Here is a 16,536-nt window from a genome sequence, read left to right as displayed (position 1 = left end):
CAAACAGGCCAAGATCTCACGACGTCGGCGGGCGACCTACCCACCATTTTCACGCCTGCGCGGCGTCCCCAAAAGACCGGCTGACTTGGACAGTTCCCGTTACGCGAAAACGGCAACTGTCCAAGATCTCGCATGGACGGCACCCGGTTTACCCGACTCGGACCGCGAAGGACCCGGTGAAGCTGCGTCGGGCGATCGTGGTGCTGATGTCCGCTCAGGGGCAGCCGGCCCCGGACATCGCTCACCTGCTCAAAACCAGCGAGGACTACGTGCGGGACGTGATCCACGCGTTCAACGAGCAGGGGTTCACCGCTTTGTCCCCAAAATGGAGCGGGGGCGCACCGAGACGGATCGAGGAGCAGACCCGCGAGGAGGATCTGCGTCATCGCCCGGTGCCACCCCCGCTTCCTCGGCAAACCCTTCTCCTGCTGGTCGCTTGCCAAGCTGCGCGACTACCTCATCGAGACCGGCTACGTCACGGCGATCAGCGTCGAGATCGTCGGAGCACGGCTGCGCGACGAGGCTGTGGTGGGGATGCGGCGCGTGCACCCCGGGCAGGCTCTGGCCTGCCGGCACTTTTAGGGGTCGTGAGAGCGGCAGGTCAGCCTGGTGCTGGGAGTCGCGGGTGGGTCAGGGCGGTGGAGACCGCGGCGGCTACCGCCGCCACACCAGCGGAGTCGGTGACCGCGAAGTGGTCACCAGGCACCTTCCGGCAGGTCGCCACGGCACCGTCGGGCAGCCGGTCGCCCAGCGGCACCAGGTAGCCGCCGGCCGCGCCGCCCAGCGCGGTCTGCGCCTCCAGCACGTGCACGGTGAGCCCCGGCGCCGCCGGCACCGGGTAGCGCACCAACGCCCGGGTGTGCGCGGCGAAGACCCCGAACAGTCGCTCGGCCGCGTCCAACCCCAGCGACGCCAGCTCCGGCCGGGTGGCGACCACACCACGCCAGGACCCGCGCAGCGCCCCTTCACCAGCGCCTTCATCGCCTGCCGGCTGGTCGGCCGGCCGGCCGGCACGCTGGTTGCTCGGCTGGTCGGCCGCCGGTTGGCCGGCCGTCGGCTGGTTGCCCGGCTGGTCGGCAGGCGGGTTGGCCCGCTGGTCGGCAGGCGGGTTGGCCCGCTGGTCGCCCGGCTGGTCGGCCGCTGGCCGGCTGTCCAGCAGGTCGGCCGACGTCTCGCCGCGCGTCACGTCGGTCAGGAACGCCCGGACCAGCTCGGTCGGGCCCGGATCGCCGGGGGCGCCGGCCGGGCCGACCCACGGGTCGATCAGCACGGCCGTGCAGGTCACACCGGAGTCGGCGAGCTGCCGGCCCATCTCGTACGCCAGGACCGCCCCCAGCGACCAGCCGACCAGCCGCACCGGACCCGCCGGCAGCGCGGCGCGTAGATCGTCGAGGTAACCGCGGGCCAGCTCGGTCAGCGTCGGTGGCACCGGGACCGCGCCGTCCAGTGCGGGTGACGCGACGCCGAGCACCGACCAGTCGGCGCGCAGCCGTTCGACCAGCTCGCGGTAGCAGAGCAGGTCGCCGCCGACGGGGTGGACCAGCACGATCGCGGGACCGTCGCTGAGGGCCAGCGGCTGCACCGTCGACGCGGTTGCCGCACCGTCCCGGGCGTCCAGCAGCCGGGCCAGCTCGGCGACCGTGCGGTGCTGGTACAGGGCGGCCAGCGGCAGCCGGCTGCCGAACTCCCGCTCGACGCGGTTCATCAGCTGTGCCGCCTGCAACGAGCTGCCGCCGAGGGCGAAGAACGCGTCGTCGATGCCGACCGCCGGCAGGTCGAGCAGGTCTGACCAGAGCGCGGCCAGCCGTCGTTGGGTGTCGTCCTGCGGGGCGCGGAACTCGCCGGTGGCCGGGGCGAGGCCGGCGGCTGCCGCGGTGAGCGCGGGCCGGTCCACCTTGCCGTTGCCGGTCAACGGCAACGCGTGCCGTACCTCGATCACCGGCGGCACCAGGTACCCGGGCAGCGTCCCGCCCAGCGCGGCGCGTAGCTCGTCGGCGAAGTCCGGCCCCGCCGCCTCGGCGGCGACGAAGGCGACCAGCGACGCGCCCCGCTCGCCACGGCGGGCGACCACCACGGCGTCGGCGACCCCGGGCTGCTCGACCAGGGCGGCCTCGATCTCGCCGAGTTCCACCCGGAAGCCGTTGATCTTCACCTGCGGGTCGTCGCGGCCGAGGAACTCGATCACCCCGTCCGGCCGGTACCGGCCCAGGTCACCGGTGCGGTAGAGCCGCTCGCCGGTCACCGGGTGGGTGACGAACGCGGCGGCGGTCAGCTCGGGCGCGTGCAGGTAGCCGTCGGCGAGCCCCCGGCCGGCGATGTACAGGTCCCCGGGCACCCAGTCCGGCCGGTCGGTGAGCCGGGCGTCGAGCACGTGAAAGCGCTGGTTACGCAGTGGCCAGCCGTACGGGACGCTGGTCCAGTCCGACGGCACCCGGGCGGGCACGTCGAACCAGTTCGACCAGATCGACGCCTCGGTGGCCCCGCCCAGCGCCACGCACCGCGCGGCGGGCGCGATCTCGGCCAGCTCGCGGCCCAGCGGCAGCGGCACCCAGTCGCCGCTGACCATCGCCAGCCGCAGCCGGTGCGGCCGGTCCCGGTCGGCCGCCGCGCGGACGTAGTCGACGAACATCGCCAGGTACGCGGGGACCGAGTTCCACACCGTTACCTCCGCCCGGCGTACCAGCTCGTGCAGGTGCACGACCTCACGGGCCTGCGCCGAATCGGGCACGACCACGGCGCCACCGACGGCCAGCAGCCCGAACACGTCGTACACGGACAGGTCGAAGGTGAACTCCGAGACCGCCAGCACCCGGTCGGCGGCGGTGACCCCGAAGCGTTCGTTGACGTCCACGACGGTGTTGGCCGCGCTCTGGTGGCGGATCATCACGCCCTTCGGCGTGCCGGTGGTGCCGGAGGTGAAGATGACGTACGCCAGCGCCTCCGGTTCGTCGGCGGTCTCGGCGTCGGGCAGGTCGCCGGCCGGCAGGTCGGCCAGGCGGAACCGGACGGCGTCGGTGGGGGCGCCGGCGAGGTCGTCGTCGGTGTGGCCGAGCACCGCGCGGACCGCGGCCCCGGTGAGGATCTGCGCCCGGCGCCGGGGCGGCCAGCCGGGGGAGACCGGCACGTAGGCGGCCCCGGTCATCAGCACGCCGAGCAGCGCGGCGATCTGGTCGACGCCCCGGTCGGCGACGACCGCGACCAGGTCGCCCGGGCCGCGTCCAGCGGCGCGCAGCGCGGCGGCCACCGCCCCGGCCCGCTCCCGCAGTTGCCGGTACGTCACGCCACCGGTCGGGGTGAGCACGGCCTCGGCGTCCGGGGTGCGGCGGGCCTGCGCCAGGAACATGCCGTGCAGGGTGCGCGGGGCCATCGCGGCGGCGGTGTCGTTGACCCGGGCCCGCACCGCCAGCTGCCGGTCGGGGGTGAGCCGGTCGCCCCGGGTCGCCGTCCAGGCCGCGTCGTCGGTGGCCAGGTCGACCAGCAACCGCCGGTACGCGGCGAACATCTCGTCGACCAGGCCGGCCGGGTACAGCCCGTCGGCGGTGTCCCAGCTGAACACCATCTCACCGGCCCGCATGAACACCTGGTGGTCGAAGGCCACCTGCGGGGTACGCACCATCGACTCGCGGCGCTGCCAGCCGAGCAGTTCCAGGAAGACCGGGTCGGTGTCGGAGCCGAGCCCGAGCATGCTGGTGAAGACCACCGGCATCCGGGCGCCGGAGACGGTGCCGGAGCGGCGGTTCAGCTCGCGGATCACCGACACGCCGCTGAACGCGCCGTTGGCCATGTCGCGCAGCATCCGGGAGCGCAGTGCGGCGGCGTCGGCGGTGAAGTCGCTCTCCCCGGCCGCCGGCGAGCACTCCAGCAGCAGGGTGCTGGCGAAGCTGCCGATCAGCCGGGACACGTCCGGGTGCAGGTTGAGCCGCTCGCCGTACATGATGTTCACGGTGAACCGGGCCTGGCGGCTCCAGTGCCGCAGCACCCGGGCGAACGCGGCGGCGACGGCCATCGTCGGGGTGAGCCGGCGGCGGCGCAGCGCGGTGCTGAACGCGTCGGTCAGCTCCACCGGCAACGCGAAGGTGCGCCGCACCAGTGGGCCGTCGTGCCGCCCGCCCCGGCGCAGCGGCAGTTCCGGGGCGCCGGGCAGTTCGTCGAGCCGCTCGGTCCAGTAGCGGCGGGCCGCCGCGTACTCCGGGCCGTCGCGGCGCTGCTCCAGCTCCCGGCGGTACCGCTCGTAGCTGAAGTCCAGTGGCGTGAGCGTGCCGCCGGCCAGCAGGGTACGCAGCTCCTGGGCGAACACCTCGCCGGACTGGCCGTCGAAGACCATCAGCCGGCCCGCCATCTGCACCAGGTACTCCGCGTCGTCGCACCAGACGACCATTCGGAAGGCGGCCGGGCCGGCCAGCGGCGGACCGTCGCCGGACAGTTCGCGGCGGCTGGCCGCCAGCAGCGCCGCGCGTCGCTGCGGGGACTCGCCGCGCAGCGACCGCATCGTGAGCGGCGACGGCGGGTCGTCCAGGATCCGCACTAGGCCCGCTTCGTCGACGGCACAGCGCAGCATCGGGTGCCGGCGGACGAGGGTACCCACGGCCGCGGCGAACGCGCCGGTGTCGAACGGCGGGCCGGCGTACTCCTCGTAGAACAGGGCGGGGCCGCCGAGCTGGAAGTCGCCCAGCTCGCCGATCAGGTAGGCCTGTTGCAGATCGCTGAGTCCGAAGCCGGTTGCCGTGAGCTGGTCCATCGTGCTCCTCGCGGGGCGAAGGCGGCGGTCAGCCGACCGTGGGCTGTTCCCGTACGGCCGCGAGCAGTTCCGCGGGCGTCGGGCGGTCGAAGACCTCGAACAGCGGCAGCGAGACCCCGAACTCCTCGGCGACGTGATGCACGAGGGCGGCGGCGGCCATCGAGTCGCCGTCGAGGTCGGTGAAGAAGTCGGAGCCGTCGGTGACCGACTGCTGGAAGATGAACTCCCAGACCTTGCGCATCCTCTGCAGGTCGTCCACGCCAGCCTCCTCGTCGCAGGTCAAGGGCTCACACGATGGCGCGCAGCGCGAGCCGGGCCAGCGGCGCCGCCCGGTCGGTGCGGTGCTCGTAACGGTCGGCGCCGGTGGCGACCGCGCTGACGCCGCGTACGCCGATGAACCGCAGCGGCTCCGGCTCCCAGCGACGCGAGGCGTTGTCCACCCAGCACAGCCGGGTCTCCGGGCGGCTGACCCCGGCCACCAGGGCGGCCAGCGACCGGGCGGCCAGGTTGCTCAGGGCGATGCCCTCGCCGCCGTACCCGCCGGCGTGGCCCAGCCCGGTCTCGCGGTCGTAGACCACCTCGGGTTCGGTGTGCCGGTGCAGCCCGTACACCCCGCTCCAGCGGTGCGACACGGGCACGTCGGTCAGGTCGGGCAGCAGCTCGGCGAGGGTGCGGCGCAGCCGGTCGTACGCCCGCTGTCCGGCCGCCTCCCGACGGTCGGTGGCGGAGCCGAACCGGTAGTAGGCGCCCCGGCCACCGAGCACCAGCCGGTCGTCCAGGGTGCGTTGCAGGTAGCCGAACTGGTAGCGGGACTCGGCGACGGTCATGTGGTCGTCGAGGCCGATCCGCCGCCAGGTGCCGGCGTCCAGCGGCTCGGTGGCCAGCACGTACGAGTGCAGCGGCAGCACCCGGCGGGCGTGTCCGGCCAGGCGGGCGGTGTAGCCCTCGGTGGCGCACAGCACCGACCGGGCGCGGATCGTCCCGGAGTCGGTGACCAGCAGGCCGGGGGCGATCCGGGTGGCCCGGGTGTGCTCGGCGACCCGGACGCCCCGGCGTTCCACTGCGGCGAGCAGGCCGCGGGCGATGCGGGCCGGCTGCACGGTGACGCAGTGCGGGGTGTACGCGGTGGCGCGCACGCCGGCCAGTCCGACCCGCTCGGCGGCCTGCGGGCCGACGGTCAGGGTGAGCCCGCCGATGCCGAGCCGGGCCCGCACGTCGTGCCAGCCGCGCAGCCGGTCGACCTGCGGGGCACTGCGGGCCACGTAGAGGGAGCCGTCGTGCCGCCAGTGCGCGTCGATCCCCTCGGCGGTGAACACCCGGTGCAGCTCGTCCAGGGTGCGCTGACCGGCCCGGTACAGCCGCATCGCGGCCATCGGGCCGTGCCGGCGGACCAGGCTCATCAGCAGCGCGGGCATCTCCGCGGTGCACCAGCCGCCGTTGCGGCCGGAGGCGCCGAAGCCGGCCCGCCCGGCGTCGACCACCACCACCGACAGCTCGGGTCGCAACGTGCTCAGGTAGTAGGCGGTCCACAGTCCGGTGTAGCCGGCGCCGACGATGGCGACGTCGGCGGTGGTGTCGCCGTCCAGCGGCGGCCGGGCGGCGAGCTGGTCGGCGGGCAGCCCGTCGAGCCAGAGCACCCCCTCGGTGCCGGTGACCGGGGCGGTGAGCGGCGGGCGGGTCACGCCGCCGCCAGCTCGCGGGCCAGCGCCCGGCGGTCGATCTTGCCGACCGGGGTGTACGGCAGCTCTCCGGTGACGTGCAGCCGGTCCGGGAGCTTGAAGTCGGCCAGGCCCCGTTCGCGCAGGAAGTCGCGCACCTCGGCGAGGCTGGGCGCAGCGCCCCGGGCGACGATGACCGCGCAGCTCTTCTCGCCGAGCCGGGAGTCGGGTACCGGCACGAGGGCGGCGGTGCGGACCGCCGGGTGGGCCACCAGGTGCCCTTCGACCTCGTCGGCGGAGACCTTCTCGCCGCCCCGGTTGACCACGTCCTTGATCCGGCCCACCACGACCAGCCGCCCGGCGGGGTCGCGGCGCACCAGGTCGCCGGTGCGCAGGAACCCGTCGGCGGTGAAGACGGTGCGGTTGTGCTCCGGCACCGCGTAGTAGCCGCGCAGCGTGCACGGGCCGCGGGCCAGCAGCTCACCGACCTCGCCGGCCGGGACGTCACGGTCGGTGTCGTCCACCACTCGCAGCTCGTCGGCGGGGCTGAGCGGGGTGCCCTGGGTGGTGGCGGCGGCCTCGTCGCCGTCGCCGGGCCGGGTGAAGCAGAGCACGCCCTCGGCCATGCCGAACCAGTGGGTCAGGGTGGCGCCGGTGGCGGGTCGCACCTTGCGAGCCACCTCCGGGCTGAGCGTGGCGCCGCCCACCTCGATGATCAGATTCGAGAGGTCGGCGCCGAAGATGCCGGCGGTCTCCGTCCACACCGGCAGCAGTGCCGGCATCAGCGTGGTCAGGGTGACCCGCTCGGCCGCGATCAGGGGGAACACCTCGTCCGGGGCGGGACTGGCGGCCAGCACGGCCCGCCCGCCGGCGCGCAGCGCCCCCAGCACCCCGGGGCAGCCGAGCGCGGCGTTGTGCGCCACCGGCAGCGCGGCGAGGTACGCGCCGTGCTCGTCGAAGCCCATCGCCTCGGCGGTGGCCCGCAGCTGGAAGGCGTAGTCGTCGTGGGTACGCGGGATCAGCTTGGGCAGGCCGGTGGTCCCGCCGGAGAGCAGGAAGAACGCCACCTCCGACGGATCGGGGGCGGGCAGCTGCACCGGATCGGCGTCGATGTCGGCGAGCGCGGTCAGCTCCTGCGCCTCGCCGGCCACCAGGACGTGCTTGACCCCGGGCGCCGCCTGACGGACGGCCCGGGCCAGGTCCCGGTGGTCGGTGCCGGCCACCACGTCGGGCACCACCAGCGCCACCGCGCCGGAGTACTCGGCGAGGTAGACCAGCTCGGCCCGGCGGTGGGCGGGCAGCGCGAGCACCGGCAGCGCGCCGATCCGGAAAAGCGCCACACACGTCACCACGAAGTCCGGGGTGTTCGGCAGTTGCACGACGACCCGGTCGCCGGGCCCGATGCCGAGCCCGACCAGCCCGGCGGCCAGCCGGTCGGCGCGGGTGTCCAGCTCGGCGTAGCCGTACCGGCCGTGGCGGGTCACCACGGCGGTGCGGTCGGGGTCCCGGGCCGCCCAGGAACGCAGCAGGTCACCCAGCACCTCCCCGCGCCAGATGCCGTCGCGGCGGTAACGCCGGGCGAAGTCGTCGGGCCAGGGGACGCATCCGGTCAGCATGGTCGGCCTCCAGGACGTACCGGACGGGACTGCCTCCGCCCGGGGCGGACCCGACCGACGCTATGCGACGTGTCTTCTCGCGCACAAGTGTCTGTCGCTTCTGTGTGTCGGCAAATCCTACATGCGTCATCTATCGTGAGCGTGCCCGGCCAACCCGACACGAGCGTGGGAGAAGACGATGCGGATAGTCGTGGACTACGACCGGTGTGACAGCCACGGGGTCTGCGCCGACAGCGCGCCCGAGGTGTTCGAGATCCGGGACGACGATTTCATGTACGTGCTGACCGAGCAGCCGCCGGCGGCGCAGTTGCCGCAGGTGGAGACGGCCGTACGCGGCTGCCCCAAGCTCGCCCTGTCGCTGCGCGAGGAGTGAGCGCCGTGGCAGAGGCGGTCATCGTCGCCGCGGCGCGCACCCCGATCGGCCGGCGCGACGGGTGGCTCAGCGGACTGAAGGCGGTCGAGCTGCTGCGTACCGTGCAGCGGGAGGTGCTCGACCGGGTCAGCCTGCCACCGTCGGAGGTGGACCAGATCATCGGCGGCTGCGTCACCCAGGTCGGCGAGCAGAGCCTCAACGTGACCCGGAACGCCTGGTTGAGCACCGGGTTGGACCCGGAGGTGGCCTGCACCACAGTGGACGTCTCCTGCGGCTCGGCGCAGCAGGCCAACCACCTGGTGGCCGCGCTGATCACCGCCGGCGTTATCGACGTGGGCATCGCCTGCGGGGTGGAGTCGATGTCCCGGGTGCCGGTGGGCACCAACCTCTACCAGGGCCCCGGGCACTACAAGACCGACGACTACCCGTGGGACGACCCACCGAAGGCGCAGTTCGGCGGCGCGGAACGGATCGCCGCCAAGTACGGCGTGGACCGGGCCGCCGCCGACGCGTACGGGGTGCGCTCCCAGCAACGTGCGGCGCGGGCTTGGGCGCAGGGGCGGTTCGACGCCGAGGTCGTCGCCGTACGCGCGCCCGACGGCGCCGGCGGCACCGTCGAGGTGGCCCGGGACCAGGGCCTGCGCGAGACCACCCCGGACGGCCTGGCCGCCCTGCGGCCCACCGTCGACGGTGGCGTGCACACCGCCGGCACCACCTCGCAGATCTCCGACGGCGCGGCGGCCGTCCTGTGGATGTCGGCCGAACGGGCCGCCGCGCTGGGGCTGCGTCCCCGGGCCCGGATGCTGCACCAGGTCGTCACCGGATCCGACCCGTACCTGCTGCTAGAGGGGCCGGTGGTGGCCACCCGCAAGATCCTCGACCGGGCCAAGATGCGGCTGTCCGACATCGACCTGGCCGAGGTCAACGAGGCGTTCGCGGCCGTCGTGCTCGGCTGGACGGCCGCCCACGACGCCGATCCGGACCGGGTCAACGTCAACGGCGGCGCGATCGCGCTGGGCCACCCGCTGGGCGCCTCCGGCACCCGGCTTCTGGTCAGCGCGCTGCACGAGCTGGAACGCGCCGACCGGGAACTGGCCCTGGTGACCATGTGCTGCGGTGGCGCGCTGGGCACCGCGTCGATCCTGCAAAGGGTGTGAGCCGGGTGGACGGCGCAGAGCTGTACCGCGACGCGGCGGACTTCTACCGCGAGGCCCGCGACGACCTGGCCGGACCGCTGCACGGGGTCCGGGTGCTGGACGTGACGAAGGTGTGGTCCGGGCCATTGACCAGCGCGATCCTGGCAGATCTGGGTGCCGACGTGATCCGGGTGGAGCTGCCGCACGGCCGCGACGGCGAGGTGCCGCCCCGGATACCGGGCACCGGGCTGTCCTGGTTCCGGCAGACAGTCAACCGCAACAAGCGCAGCGTCGGGCTCGACCTGCGCGAGCCGTCGGGCCGGGAGACGTTCCTGCGACTGGTCGGCACCGCCGACGTGGTGGTGGAGAACTACCGACCGGGCACCCTCGACGGGTGGGGGGTGGGCTGGGCGCAGTGCCGCGCGGTCCGTCCCGACCTGGTCTTCGTCTCCATCTCCGGCTGGGGCCAGTACGGCGCCCGGCGGGCCGAGGCGGCGTACGACCCGATCGTGCAGGCGGCCAGCGGGTGGATGTCGCTCAACGGCGACCCCGACGGCGGCCCGGTACGCGCGCCGACGTTCCTCGCCGACGAACTGGCCGGCCTGCACGGCGCGATCGGCGCGCTGGCCGCCCTGTGGCACCGCCGGCGCACCGGCGAGGGACAGCACGTCGACGTGGCGATGTTCGACGCCATGCTCGCCGGCGGCGCCGGCCTGCACACCCTGGCCGCGGCCGGGCGGCCACCGGCGCGCTGGGGCAACCAGACCGACTTCGTGGTGCCCGCCAACGTCTATGACTGCGCCGACGGGCAGGTCTACCTCGCCGTCGCGCTGGACCGGCACTGGCGGGCACTGGCCGAGGCGATGGGCCGACCGGACCTGGCCCGCGCCCCGGGGTTCGCCCGTGCGGCCGACCGGTTGGCCAACCGGGCCGAGGTGGACGCCGTGGTCGCCGGCTGGTGCGCCGCCCGACCCGCCGACGTCGCGGTCGCGGCGCTGGTCGACCGGGGCCTGACCGTCTCCCGGGTCCGCACGGTTGCGGAGGTGGTCGCCGACCCGCACGTGGCGCAGCGGTCGATGCTGCAACCCACCGTGCTCAGCGACGGCAGCACCGCCCCGATCGTCGGGCCGGCGGCGAAGTTCTCCCGTACTCCGACCCGGGTCCGCCAGGGCGCACCGGCGCCCGGTCAGCACACCGCGCAGGTGCTCGCCGAGCTCGGTGCGGTGCCCGCCGGAACGGCAAAGCAAACATACGACACCGCTTGCTGATCGCGGTACCGATGGGTCAGTATGTTGGCGCGGGGAAGATACAACACACCCGCCAGTGACGTGTCGTGTTGCGTCCAGTCGGCAGGCGTCCGACAGGGGAGGTTGGCTTGACCACTCAGCTCCGAGCTCTGGTGACCGGCGTCTCGCGGGGCATCGGCCGGGCCACGGCGCTCCGGCTGGCCGAGCAGGGCTACGCGGTGGCCGGTTGCTACAGCAGCGCCAGCGAGGCGGCGGCCAAGACCCGAGCGGAGGTGGCGGCCTTCGGGGTGCCGGTGCACTTCGCCCCCTGCGACGTGGCCGACCTGGCCGCCGTGGAGGAGTTCGTCGGGGCCGCCGAGGACGTGCTGGGCCCGATCGACTGCCTGGTCAACAATGCCGGCATCACCCGCGACAGCCCGCTGGTGCTGTCCACCGAGGCGGACTGGCAGGCGGTGCTGTCCACCAATCTCACCGGCACCTGGAACTTCTGCCGGGCGGTGACCTTCCGGTTCATGAAGCGCCGCGCCGGGGTGGTGGTCAACATGTCCTCGGTGGCCGGCGTCTACGGCAACACCGGCCAGACCGCGTACGCGGCCAGCAAGGCCGGCATCATCGGGCTGAGCCGGTCGTTGGCCAAGGAGACCGCCCGGTACGGCATCCGGGTCAACGTGGTCGCCCCGGGCTTCATCGAGACCGACATGACCGACGCGCTCTCCGGAAAGCTGCGCGAACAGGCCCTCGGGCAGATCCCGCTGGGGCGGTTCGGCCGCCCCGAGGACGTCGCCGACCTGGTCGCCTTCCTCTGCTCGGCGCGCGCCGGCTACGTCACCGGTCAGGTCTTCCAGGTCGACGGGGGCATCACGCTGTGAGCGCCCCCGCCCCGGCCGCCGCCACCGGCCGACCCTGCCCGCCCGGCGCCGCCCCGCTGGCCGCCGTCGACGACCTTCAGGTCAGCGCCGAGGGCGGCCGGGTGGAGGTGATCGCCGGGGTGCCGGTCCGCCTCGACGATCCGAACCTGTGCGGCCACTTCCCCGGCTTCCCGGTGTTCCCTGGCGTGTTCATCGTCGAGGCGCTGGTACAGGCGGTCGACATCGCGCTGCGCGGCGCCGGCCGGCCCCGGCTGCGGCTGCGTTCGGTGGACGCGGTGCGCTTCCTGGCGCCGCTGCTGCCGCCGGACCGGCTGACCCTCGACATCGTCGCGGTCGCCGACGGGCCCGAGCGATGGGCGGTCACCGCCTCGGGCCGCCGGGACGACGGCACGGTGACCGTGACGCTGCGGGCCCGCTTCGACGGCAGCGCCCCCGACCGGCCCGACGGCAGTGACGTCGCAGACCGGCCCGACGGCGGCATCGCCACGACGGCCGGGCTCGTCACCACCACTGCCGGATCCGCCGGCCCGGCGAGCGCAGGGCTCGGGCAGCACCAGGTCCGTGCGTTGCTGCCGCAGCGTTTTCCATTGCTGCTGGTCGACCGGGTGCTGACGATGACGCCGGGTACCCGCATCGAGGCGGTCAAGGCGGTCACCGCCACCGAACCCTGCTACCGGGACCTGACCGACGACGCGCCGCCCGGCGACTACGCGTACCCGGCGTCGCTGCTGGTGGAGTCGCTCGGGCAGACCGCCGCCCTGCTCTGGCTCGCCGAGGCCGACGGACCGGTCGGCGACGACCAGGTGCTGATGTTCGTCGGGGCCCGGGACTTCGTCTTCGACAGCGCCGCCTACCCGGGCGACGTGCTGCGCCACACCGTCCACCTCGAACGGGTGATCGCCGACACCGCCTTCGCCACCGGCGAGACGTACGTCGGTGATCGCCGCATCGCCCGCGTCGGCACGCTGATGGCCGCCCGACGTCCGCGTACGGCGCTCACGGCGCCGGCTCCGGTCGGCGCGGCGACCGCCACCCCGCCAGGTGCCGGCGTCTCCACCGCCCGGGAACCGTCCCGGCGCGGGACGCCACCGCCTCCGTCAACCCTCCGCTGGAAAGGCTGACCTGTCATGACGCAGACCGACCCCCGCATGGCCGAACTCCGCGACATCGTGGCGGAGGTGCTGGAACTCGAGCCGGAGGAGCTCACTGAGACTGGCGACTTCGCCGAGGACTACCAGGCCGACTCGCTGCGGGCCATCGAGATCCTCGCCCGGATCGACAAGAAGTTCAAGATCGAGATTCCGCAGTCGGAGCTGCCCCAGCTGAACAACCTCAAGTCGGTCTACGACGCCGTGGTGCGCCACTCTGCCGGTCAGGCCTGAGCCGTGCACCGGGTCGTGGTGACCGGGCTCGGCCCGGTGTCCAGCATCGGGATCGGCGTGTCCGCGTTCACCGACGGCCTACGGGAAGGCCGGTCCGGCATCTCCCCGATCAGCAGCTTCGACGCCAGCGGGTTTCCGCACCGCAACGCCGGTGAGGTGCCCGGGTTCCGCCCCGAGACGCTGCTACGCCGGATCGAGGCGGCGCGGTGGGGCCGCTCCGGCCAGTTCGCGGCGGCCGCCGCCCGGCTCGCCCTGGCCGACTCCGGCCTCGACCCGGCGACGGTCGCCGCCGACCGGGCCGGGGTGGTCGTCGGGACCACCAGCGGCGAGTCGGTGGTGGTCGAGACGGTCACCGCCCAGCAGGTCGAGGCCGGCTTCGGCGGCATGGACCCGGACCTGCTCGGGCAGGTCCCGGCCGGCCGGCTCGCCCACGCGGTCAGCACCGAGCTGGAGCTGGCCGGGGAGTCGCTGACCCTGGCCACCGCCTGCTCGGCCAGCAACTACGCGATCGGCTACGCGTACGACATGCTGGTCACCGGGGAGGCGGAGGTGATGTTCGCCGGCGGCGCCGACTCGGTCTGCCGCTGGGCCCACGCCGGCTTCTTCCGGCTGGGCGCGCTCACCGCCGACGCCTGCTCACCGTTCGACCGGGACCGCTCCGGCATCCTCACCGGCGAGGGCGGGGCGATCCTGATGCTGGAGACCCTGGACCACGCGCGGGCCCGGGGCGCGCGCATCTACGCCGAGGTGCTCGGGTACGGCGTCAACTGCGACGCCAGCCATCCCGTCGCACCGGACCGCGCCAGCATCGCCAACTGCATGCGCGCGGCACACCGCAACGCCTCGATCAAACCGGAGGACGTGGACTACATCTGCGCCCACGGCACCGGAACCCCGGCCAACGACTCGGTGGAGGCCCAGGCCATCTTCGACGTGTTCGGCGACCGGGTGCCCCCGGTCAGCTCGATCAAGTCGATGATGGGCCACACCATGGGCGCGGCCAGCGGCTTCGGCGCGATCGCCGGGACGCTCGCCATCGCGCACGGCTTCCTGCCGCCGACCATCAACTGGTCCACCCCGGACCCGGCCCTGGCCGGGCTGGACCCGGTGCCGAACACCGCCCGGGAGGCCGGCGTGCGGGTGGTGCAGAACAACGGTTTCGCCTTCGGCGGCAACAACGCCATCGTCCTGATCGGAGCCGTGGAATGAGTGGCGTCGTGATCACCGGATGGAGCGCGACCAGCCCCGCCGGGGTGGGCCGCGCCGCCCTGGCCGACCGCCTGGCCACCGTCGTCGGCACCGCCGCGGCCGGTGACGCACGGCCGGTCGGCGTCGCGGCCAGCACCACCCCCGGCGGTGCCTGGCCGGTCGAGCCGCCGCCGGCCACCCCGGTCGACGTGACCGCGCTGTCCGACGAGCCGCTGCCCACCCCGACCGGGCACGCGCTGGTCGACTTCGACGTCCGCGCCCACCTGGGGCGCAAGGGCACCAGCTTCTACGACCGGGCGACCGCGCTGGCCGTGGTGGCCTGCGGGGACGCGCTGCGCGACGCGGCCGTCGAGGTGGACGACACCAACCGGTCCCGGCTCGGCGTGGTGCTCGGCACCTCGCTGGGCAGCTTCCGCTCGACCAGCGACTACACCCGGGAGACCCTGGTCCAGGACAAGCCGTACCTGGTCAACCCGGTGCTGTTTCCCAACACCGTGATGAACTGCGCCGCCGGCCAGGCGGCGATCCGCTACGGCCTGCGTGGCGTCAACGCCACCGTGGCGACCGGCCCGCTGGCCTTCCTCGACGCGCTGCGCTACGGCACCAACGCCATCGCCCGCGGCTACGTCGACGCGATGCTGGTCGGCGCGGTCGAGGAGTTCAGCCCGCACCGGGCCTGGACGACCTGGCTGACCGGCCAGCCCGGGCGGTCCACCCCGACCGGGGAGGCCGCCGCGGTGTTCCTGCTCACCCGAGCCGACCGACCCGACTGGGCCGGCCCGCGCCGCGAGGCCGAGGTGCTCGCCCTGACCACCGGGTACGGGCCGGGCGGCGGCCCGGCGGCCGACCAGGCGCTGACCGGCTGCGTCACCCGGGCGGTCCGCCGCGCCGGCGTCGAGCCGGCCGACATCAGCTGTGTCCTCACCGGCGAGACGGACCCGGACGACACCGACGAGTACGCCCCCGCCTGCGCGGCGCTCGGGCACGTACCGGCCCGGCTGCGGGTCAGCCGGCTGTTCGGGCGCTGCGACGCGGCCACCGGAGGTCTCGCGTTGGCCAGCTTCCTGGCCTCCGAGCCGCCCGAGCCGGCCCCGAGGCTGGCGCTGCTGACCGGGCGCAGCCCGGACGGCGGCACCGCCGCCGCCATCGTCAGGGGGTGGCCCGGTGCCGGCGCGTCTGACCGCTAGCCAGCTGCGTACCTGCCTCGGCGACGGGGCGGAGACCTTCGCGGCGCTGCTCGCCGGGCGCAGCGGGATCGGGCCGCTGCGACACGGGGAGCCGACCGCACTCAACGTCGCCCACGGCTACCACGTCGACGACGGCGCGGCGCGGGCCTTCGCGGCCAGCCGGTGGGTCGCCGACTGTGCCCGCCGGGCCATCGCCGACTGCGGCCTCGATCCACGGCGGCGTCGGATGGTGGCGTTGGTCGGCACCGGGCTGCGGGAACTGGCCGCGGTGGAGGCGTACGCCACCGGCGGTGCGGCGTTCCCGGCGCACCGGCTGCATTTCGGCGACGCGGTACGCGCTGCCGTGCCCGGCCTGCAGGAGGTCGTGACGGTCAGCAACGCGTGCAGCGCGGGTGGACACGTGCTAGCCCTCGCCGAGGACCTGCTCATGCTCGGCGACGCCGACGCGGTGCTGGTCTGCGGCGTCGACGCGACCACCGAGTCGATGCTGGCAATGATCGGCCGGGTCGTCGACCACCCGACCGACGCGGTACGCCCGTTCGACGCCGACCGGCAGGGGGTGCTGCTCGGCGACGGTGCGGTCGCCGCCGTGCTGGTGCCCGACGACGACGCCGGCCCGGCCCTGGCCCGGATCGTGGCCACCGGCCTGTCCTGCGACGCCCACCACGAGACCGCTCCCGCCGTGCCGGGTATCGCGCGGGCGATGCGCGACGCGCTGGCCCGCGGCGGCCGGAACCCGGCCGAGGTGGACCTGGTCGTGGCGCACGGCACCGGCACCGCGCTCAACGACCCCGCCGAATCCGAGGCGATCCGGCAGGTGCTCGTGGCCGCCGGCGGCGACCCGCTGGTCACCGCCGTGAAGGGCGCCACCGGGCACACCTCCGGCGCCGCCGCGCTGGTCAACGTCGACGTGGCCTGGCGCTGCCTGGCCGGCGGCCGGGTGCCGCCGGTGGTGGGGCTGCGCCGCCCGCTACCCGAGGGGGCGGGACTGCGGTTCGCGACCACGGCCACGGCGTCGACGCCCCGCCTGGTGCAGTGCGACGCGTTCGGCTTCGGCGGCGTCAACGCCGTCACGCTGGTGGAGGCCCCATGACCCGCCCACTGACCGCCACCGAGCGGGT

The 16,536-nt window shown here is 74.3% G+C and carries 13 protein-coding genes and 1 pseudogene; 10 read left to right on the top strand and 4 right to left on the bottom strand.

The features are described 5' to 3' along the window. Window positions 1–206: 206 nt before the first annotated feature. A pseudogene (locus AB0M52_RS15560) lies at window positions 207–308 on the top strand (helix-turn-helix domain-containing protein); the annotation flags it as partial. Between the two features lie 293 nt (window positions 309–601). Here AB0M52_RS15560 and AB0M52_RS15555 read toward each other — a convergent pair. The 4 genes from AB0M52_RS15555 to AB0M52_RS15540 are packed head-to-tail and all read right to left on the bottom strand — an operon-like array spanning window position 602 to window position 8,012. After that, window positions 602–4,738 carry an amino acid adenylation domain-containing protein gene (locus AB0M52_RS15555; RefSeq protein WP_363953677.1) on the bottom strand — a complete coding sequence of 1,379 codons (4,137 nt, stop codon included), beginning with the start codon at window positions 4,736–4,738 and terminating at the stop codon, window positions 602–604. Between the two features lie 28 nt (window positions 4,739–4,766). Further along, window positions 4,767–4,997, bottom strand: coding sequence for an acyl carrier protein (locus AB0M52_RS15550; protein ID WP_111217979.1), 231 nt, complete (start codon window positions 4,995–4,997; stop codon window positions 4,767–4,769). Between the two features lie 28 nt (window positions 4,998–5,025). Continuing rightward, window positions 5,026–6,420, bottom strand: coding sequence for an FAD-dependent oxidoreductase (locus tag AB0M52_RS15545; RefSeq protein WP_363953675.1), 1,395 nt, complete (start codon window positions 6,418–6,420; stop codon window positions 5,026–5,028). After that, window positions 6,417–8,012 (bottom strand): AMP-binding protein, encoded by a 1,596-nt coding sequence (locus AB0M52_RS15540; protein WP_363953673.1) that lies wholly within the window; start codon window positions 8,010–8,012, stop codon window positions 6,417–6,419. The genes AB0M52_RS15545 and AB0M52_RS15540 overlap by 4 nt, the downstream gene beginning before the upstream one ends. Window positions 8,013–8,190: 178 nt before the next feature. Here AB0M52_RS15540 and AB0M52_RS15535 point away from each other — a divergent pair, with 178 nt between their 5' ends. From AB0M52_RS15535 to AB0M52_RS15495, 9 genes are all read left to right on the top strand, one after another. After that, window positions 8,191–8,385 (top strand): ferredoxin, encoded by a 195-nt coding sequence (locus AB0M52_RS15535; RefSeq protein ID WP_363953671.1) that lies wholly within the window; start codon window positions 8,191–8,193, stop codon window positions 8,383–8,385. A gap of 5 nt (window positions 8,386–8,390) precedes the next feature. Further along, window positions 8,391–9,542 carry a steroid 3-ketoacyl-CoA thiolase gene (locus tag AB0M52_RS15530; protein WP_363953669.1) on the top strand — a complete coding sequence of 384 codons (1,152 nt, stop codon included), beginning with the start codon at window positions 8,391–8,393 and terminating at the stop codon, window positions 9,540–9,542. Between the two features lie 5 nt (window positions 9,543–9,547). Further along, a complete protein-coding gene (locus tag AB0M52_RS15525) occupies window positions 9,548–10,789 on the top strand; it encodes a CoA transferase (RefSeq protein ID WP_363953667.1) in 1,242 nt (413 codons plus the stop codon). A gap of 107 nt (window positions 10,790–10,896) precedes the next feature. After that, window positions 10,897–11,637 carry a 3-oxoacyl-[acyl-carrier-protein] reductase gene (gene fabG / locus AB0M52_RS15520; protein ID WP_363953665.1) on the top strand — a complete coding sequence of 247 codons (741 nt, stop codon included), beginning with the start codon at window positions 10,897–10,899 and terminating at the stop codon, window positions 11,635–11,637. Next, complete coding sequence (locus tag AB0M52_RS15515) at window positions 11,634–12,758, top strand: hypothetical protein (protein WP_363953663.1); 1,125 nt, start codon at window positions 11,634–11,636, stop codon at window positions 12,756–12,758. Before fabG ends, AB0M52_RS15515 begins: the two co-directional genes overlap by 4 nt. A gap of 6 nt (window positions 12,759–12,764) precedes the next feature. Continuing rightward, the gene (locus tag AB0M52_RS15510) at window positions 12,765–13,019 is read left to right on the top strand and encodes an acyl carrier protein (protein ID WP_363953661.1); all 255 of its coding nucleotides are present in this window, start codon (window positions 12,765–12,767) and stop codon (window positions 13,017–13,019) included. 3 nt (window positions 13,020–13,022) lie between these two features. Next, window positions 13,023–14,228: a beta-ketoacyl-[acyl-carrier-protein] synthase family protein gene (locus AB0M52_RS15505; protein ID WP_363953659.1), complete on the top strand. Its 1,206-nt coding sequence runs from the start codon at window positions 13,023–13,025 to the stop codon at window positions 14,226–14,228. Beyond that, the gene (locus tag AB0M52_RS15500) at window positions 14,225–15,415 is read left to right on the top strand and encodes a beta-ketoacyl synthase N-terminal-like domain-containing protein (protein ID WP_363953657.1); all 1,191 of its coding nucleotides are present in this window, start codon (window positions 14,225–14,227) and stop codon (window positions 15,413–15,415) included. The genes AB0M52_RS15505 and AB0M52_RS15500 overlap by 4 nt, the downstream gene beginning before the upstream one ends. Next, complete coding sequence (locus AB0M52_RS15495; RefSeq protein WP_363953655.1) at window positions 15,393–16,508, top strand: beta-ketoacyl synthase N-terminal-like domain-containing protein; 1,116 nt, start codon at window positions 15,393–15,395, stop codon at window positions 16,506–16,508. The genes AB0M52_RS15500 and AB0M52_RS15495 overlap by 23 nt, the downstream gene beginning before the upstream one ends. Window positions 16,509–16,536: the final 28 nt, after the last annotated feature.

Source organism: Micromonospora sp. NPDC051296 (assembly GCF_040682255.1).
Classification (GTDB): Bacteria; Actinomycetota; Actinomycetes; order Mycobacteriales; family Micromonosporaceae; genus Micromonospora; species Micromonospora craterilacus.
Note: the sequence above shows the minus strand (reverse complement) of the source record. Positions and strands in the feature narration are given on the sequence as shown.

Excerpts from the sequence above, each read along its gene's own strand:
- AB0M52_RS15555 (WP_363953677.1), bottom strand. The coding sequence starts at position 4,738 with ATGGACCAGCTCACGGCAACCGGCTTCGGACTCAGCGATCTGCAACAG.
- AB0M52_RS15540 (WP_363953673.1), bottom strand. The coding sequence starts at position 8,012 with ATGCTGACCGGATGCGTCCCCTGGCCCGACGACTTCGCCCGGCGTTAC.
- AB0M52_RS15535 (WP_363953671.1), top strand. The coding sequence starts at position 8,191 with ATGCGGATAGTCGTGGACTACGACCGGTGTGACAGCCACGGGGTCTGC.
- AB0M52_RS15510 (WP_363953661.1), top strand. The coding sequence starts at position 12,765 with ATGACGCAGACCGACCCCCGCATGGCCGAACTCCGCGACATCGTGGCG.
- AB0M52_RS15500 (WP_363953657.1), top strand. The coding sequence starts at position 14,225 with ATGAGTGGCGTCGTGATCACCGGATGGAGCGCGACCAGCCCCGCCGGG.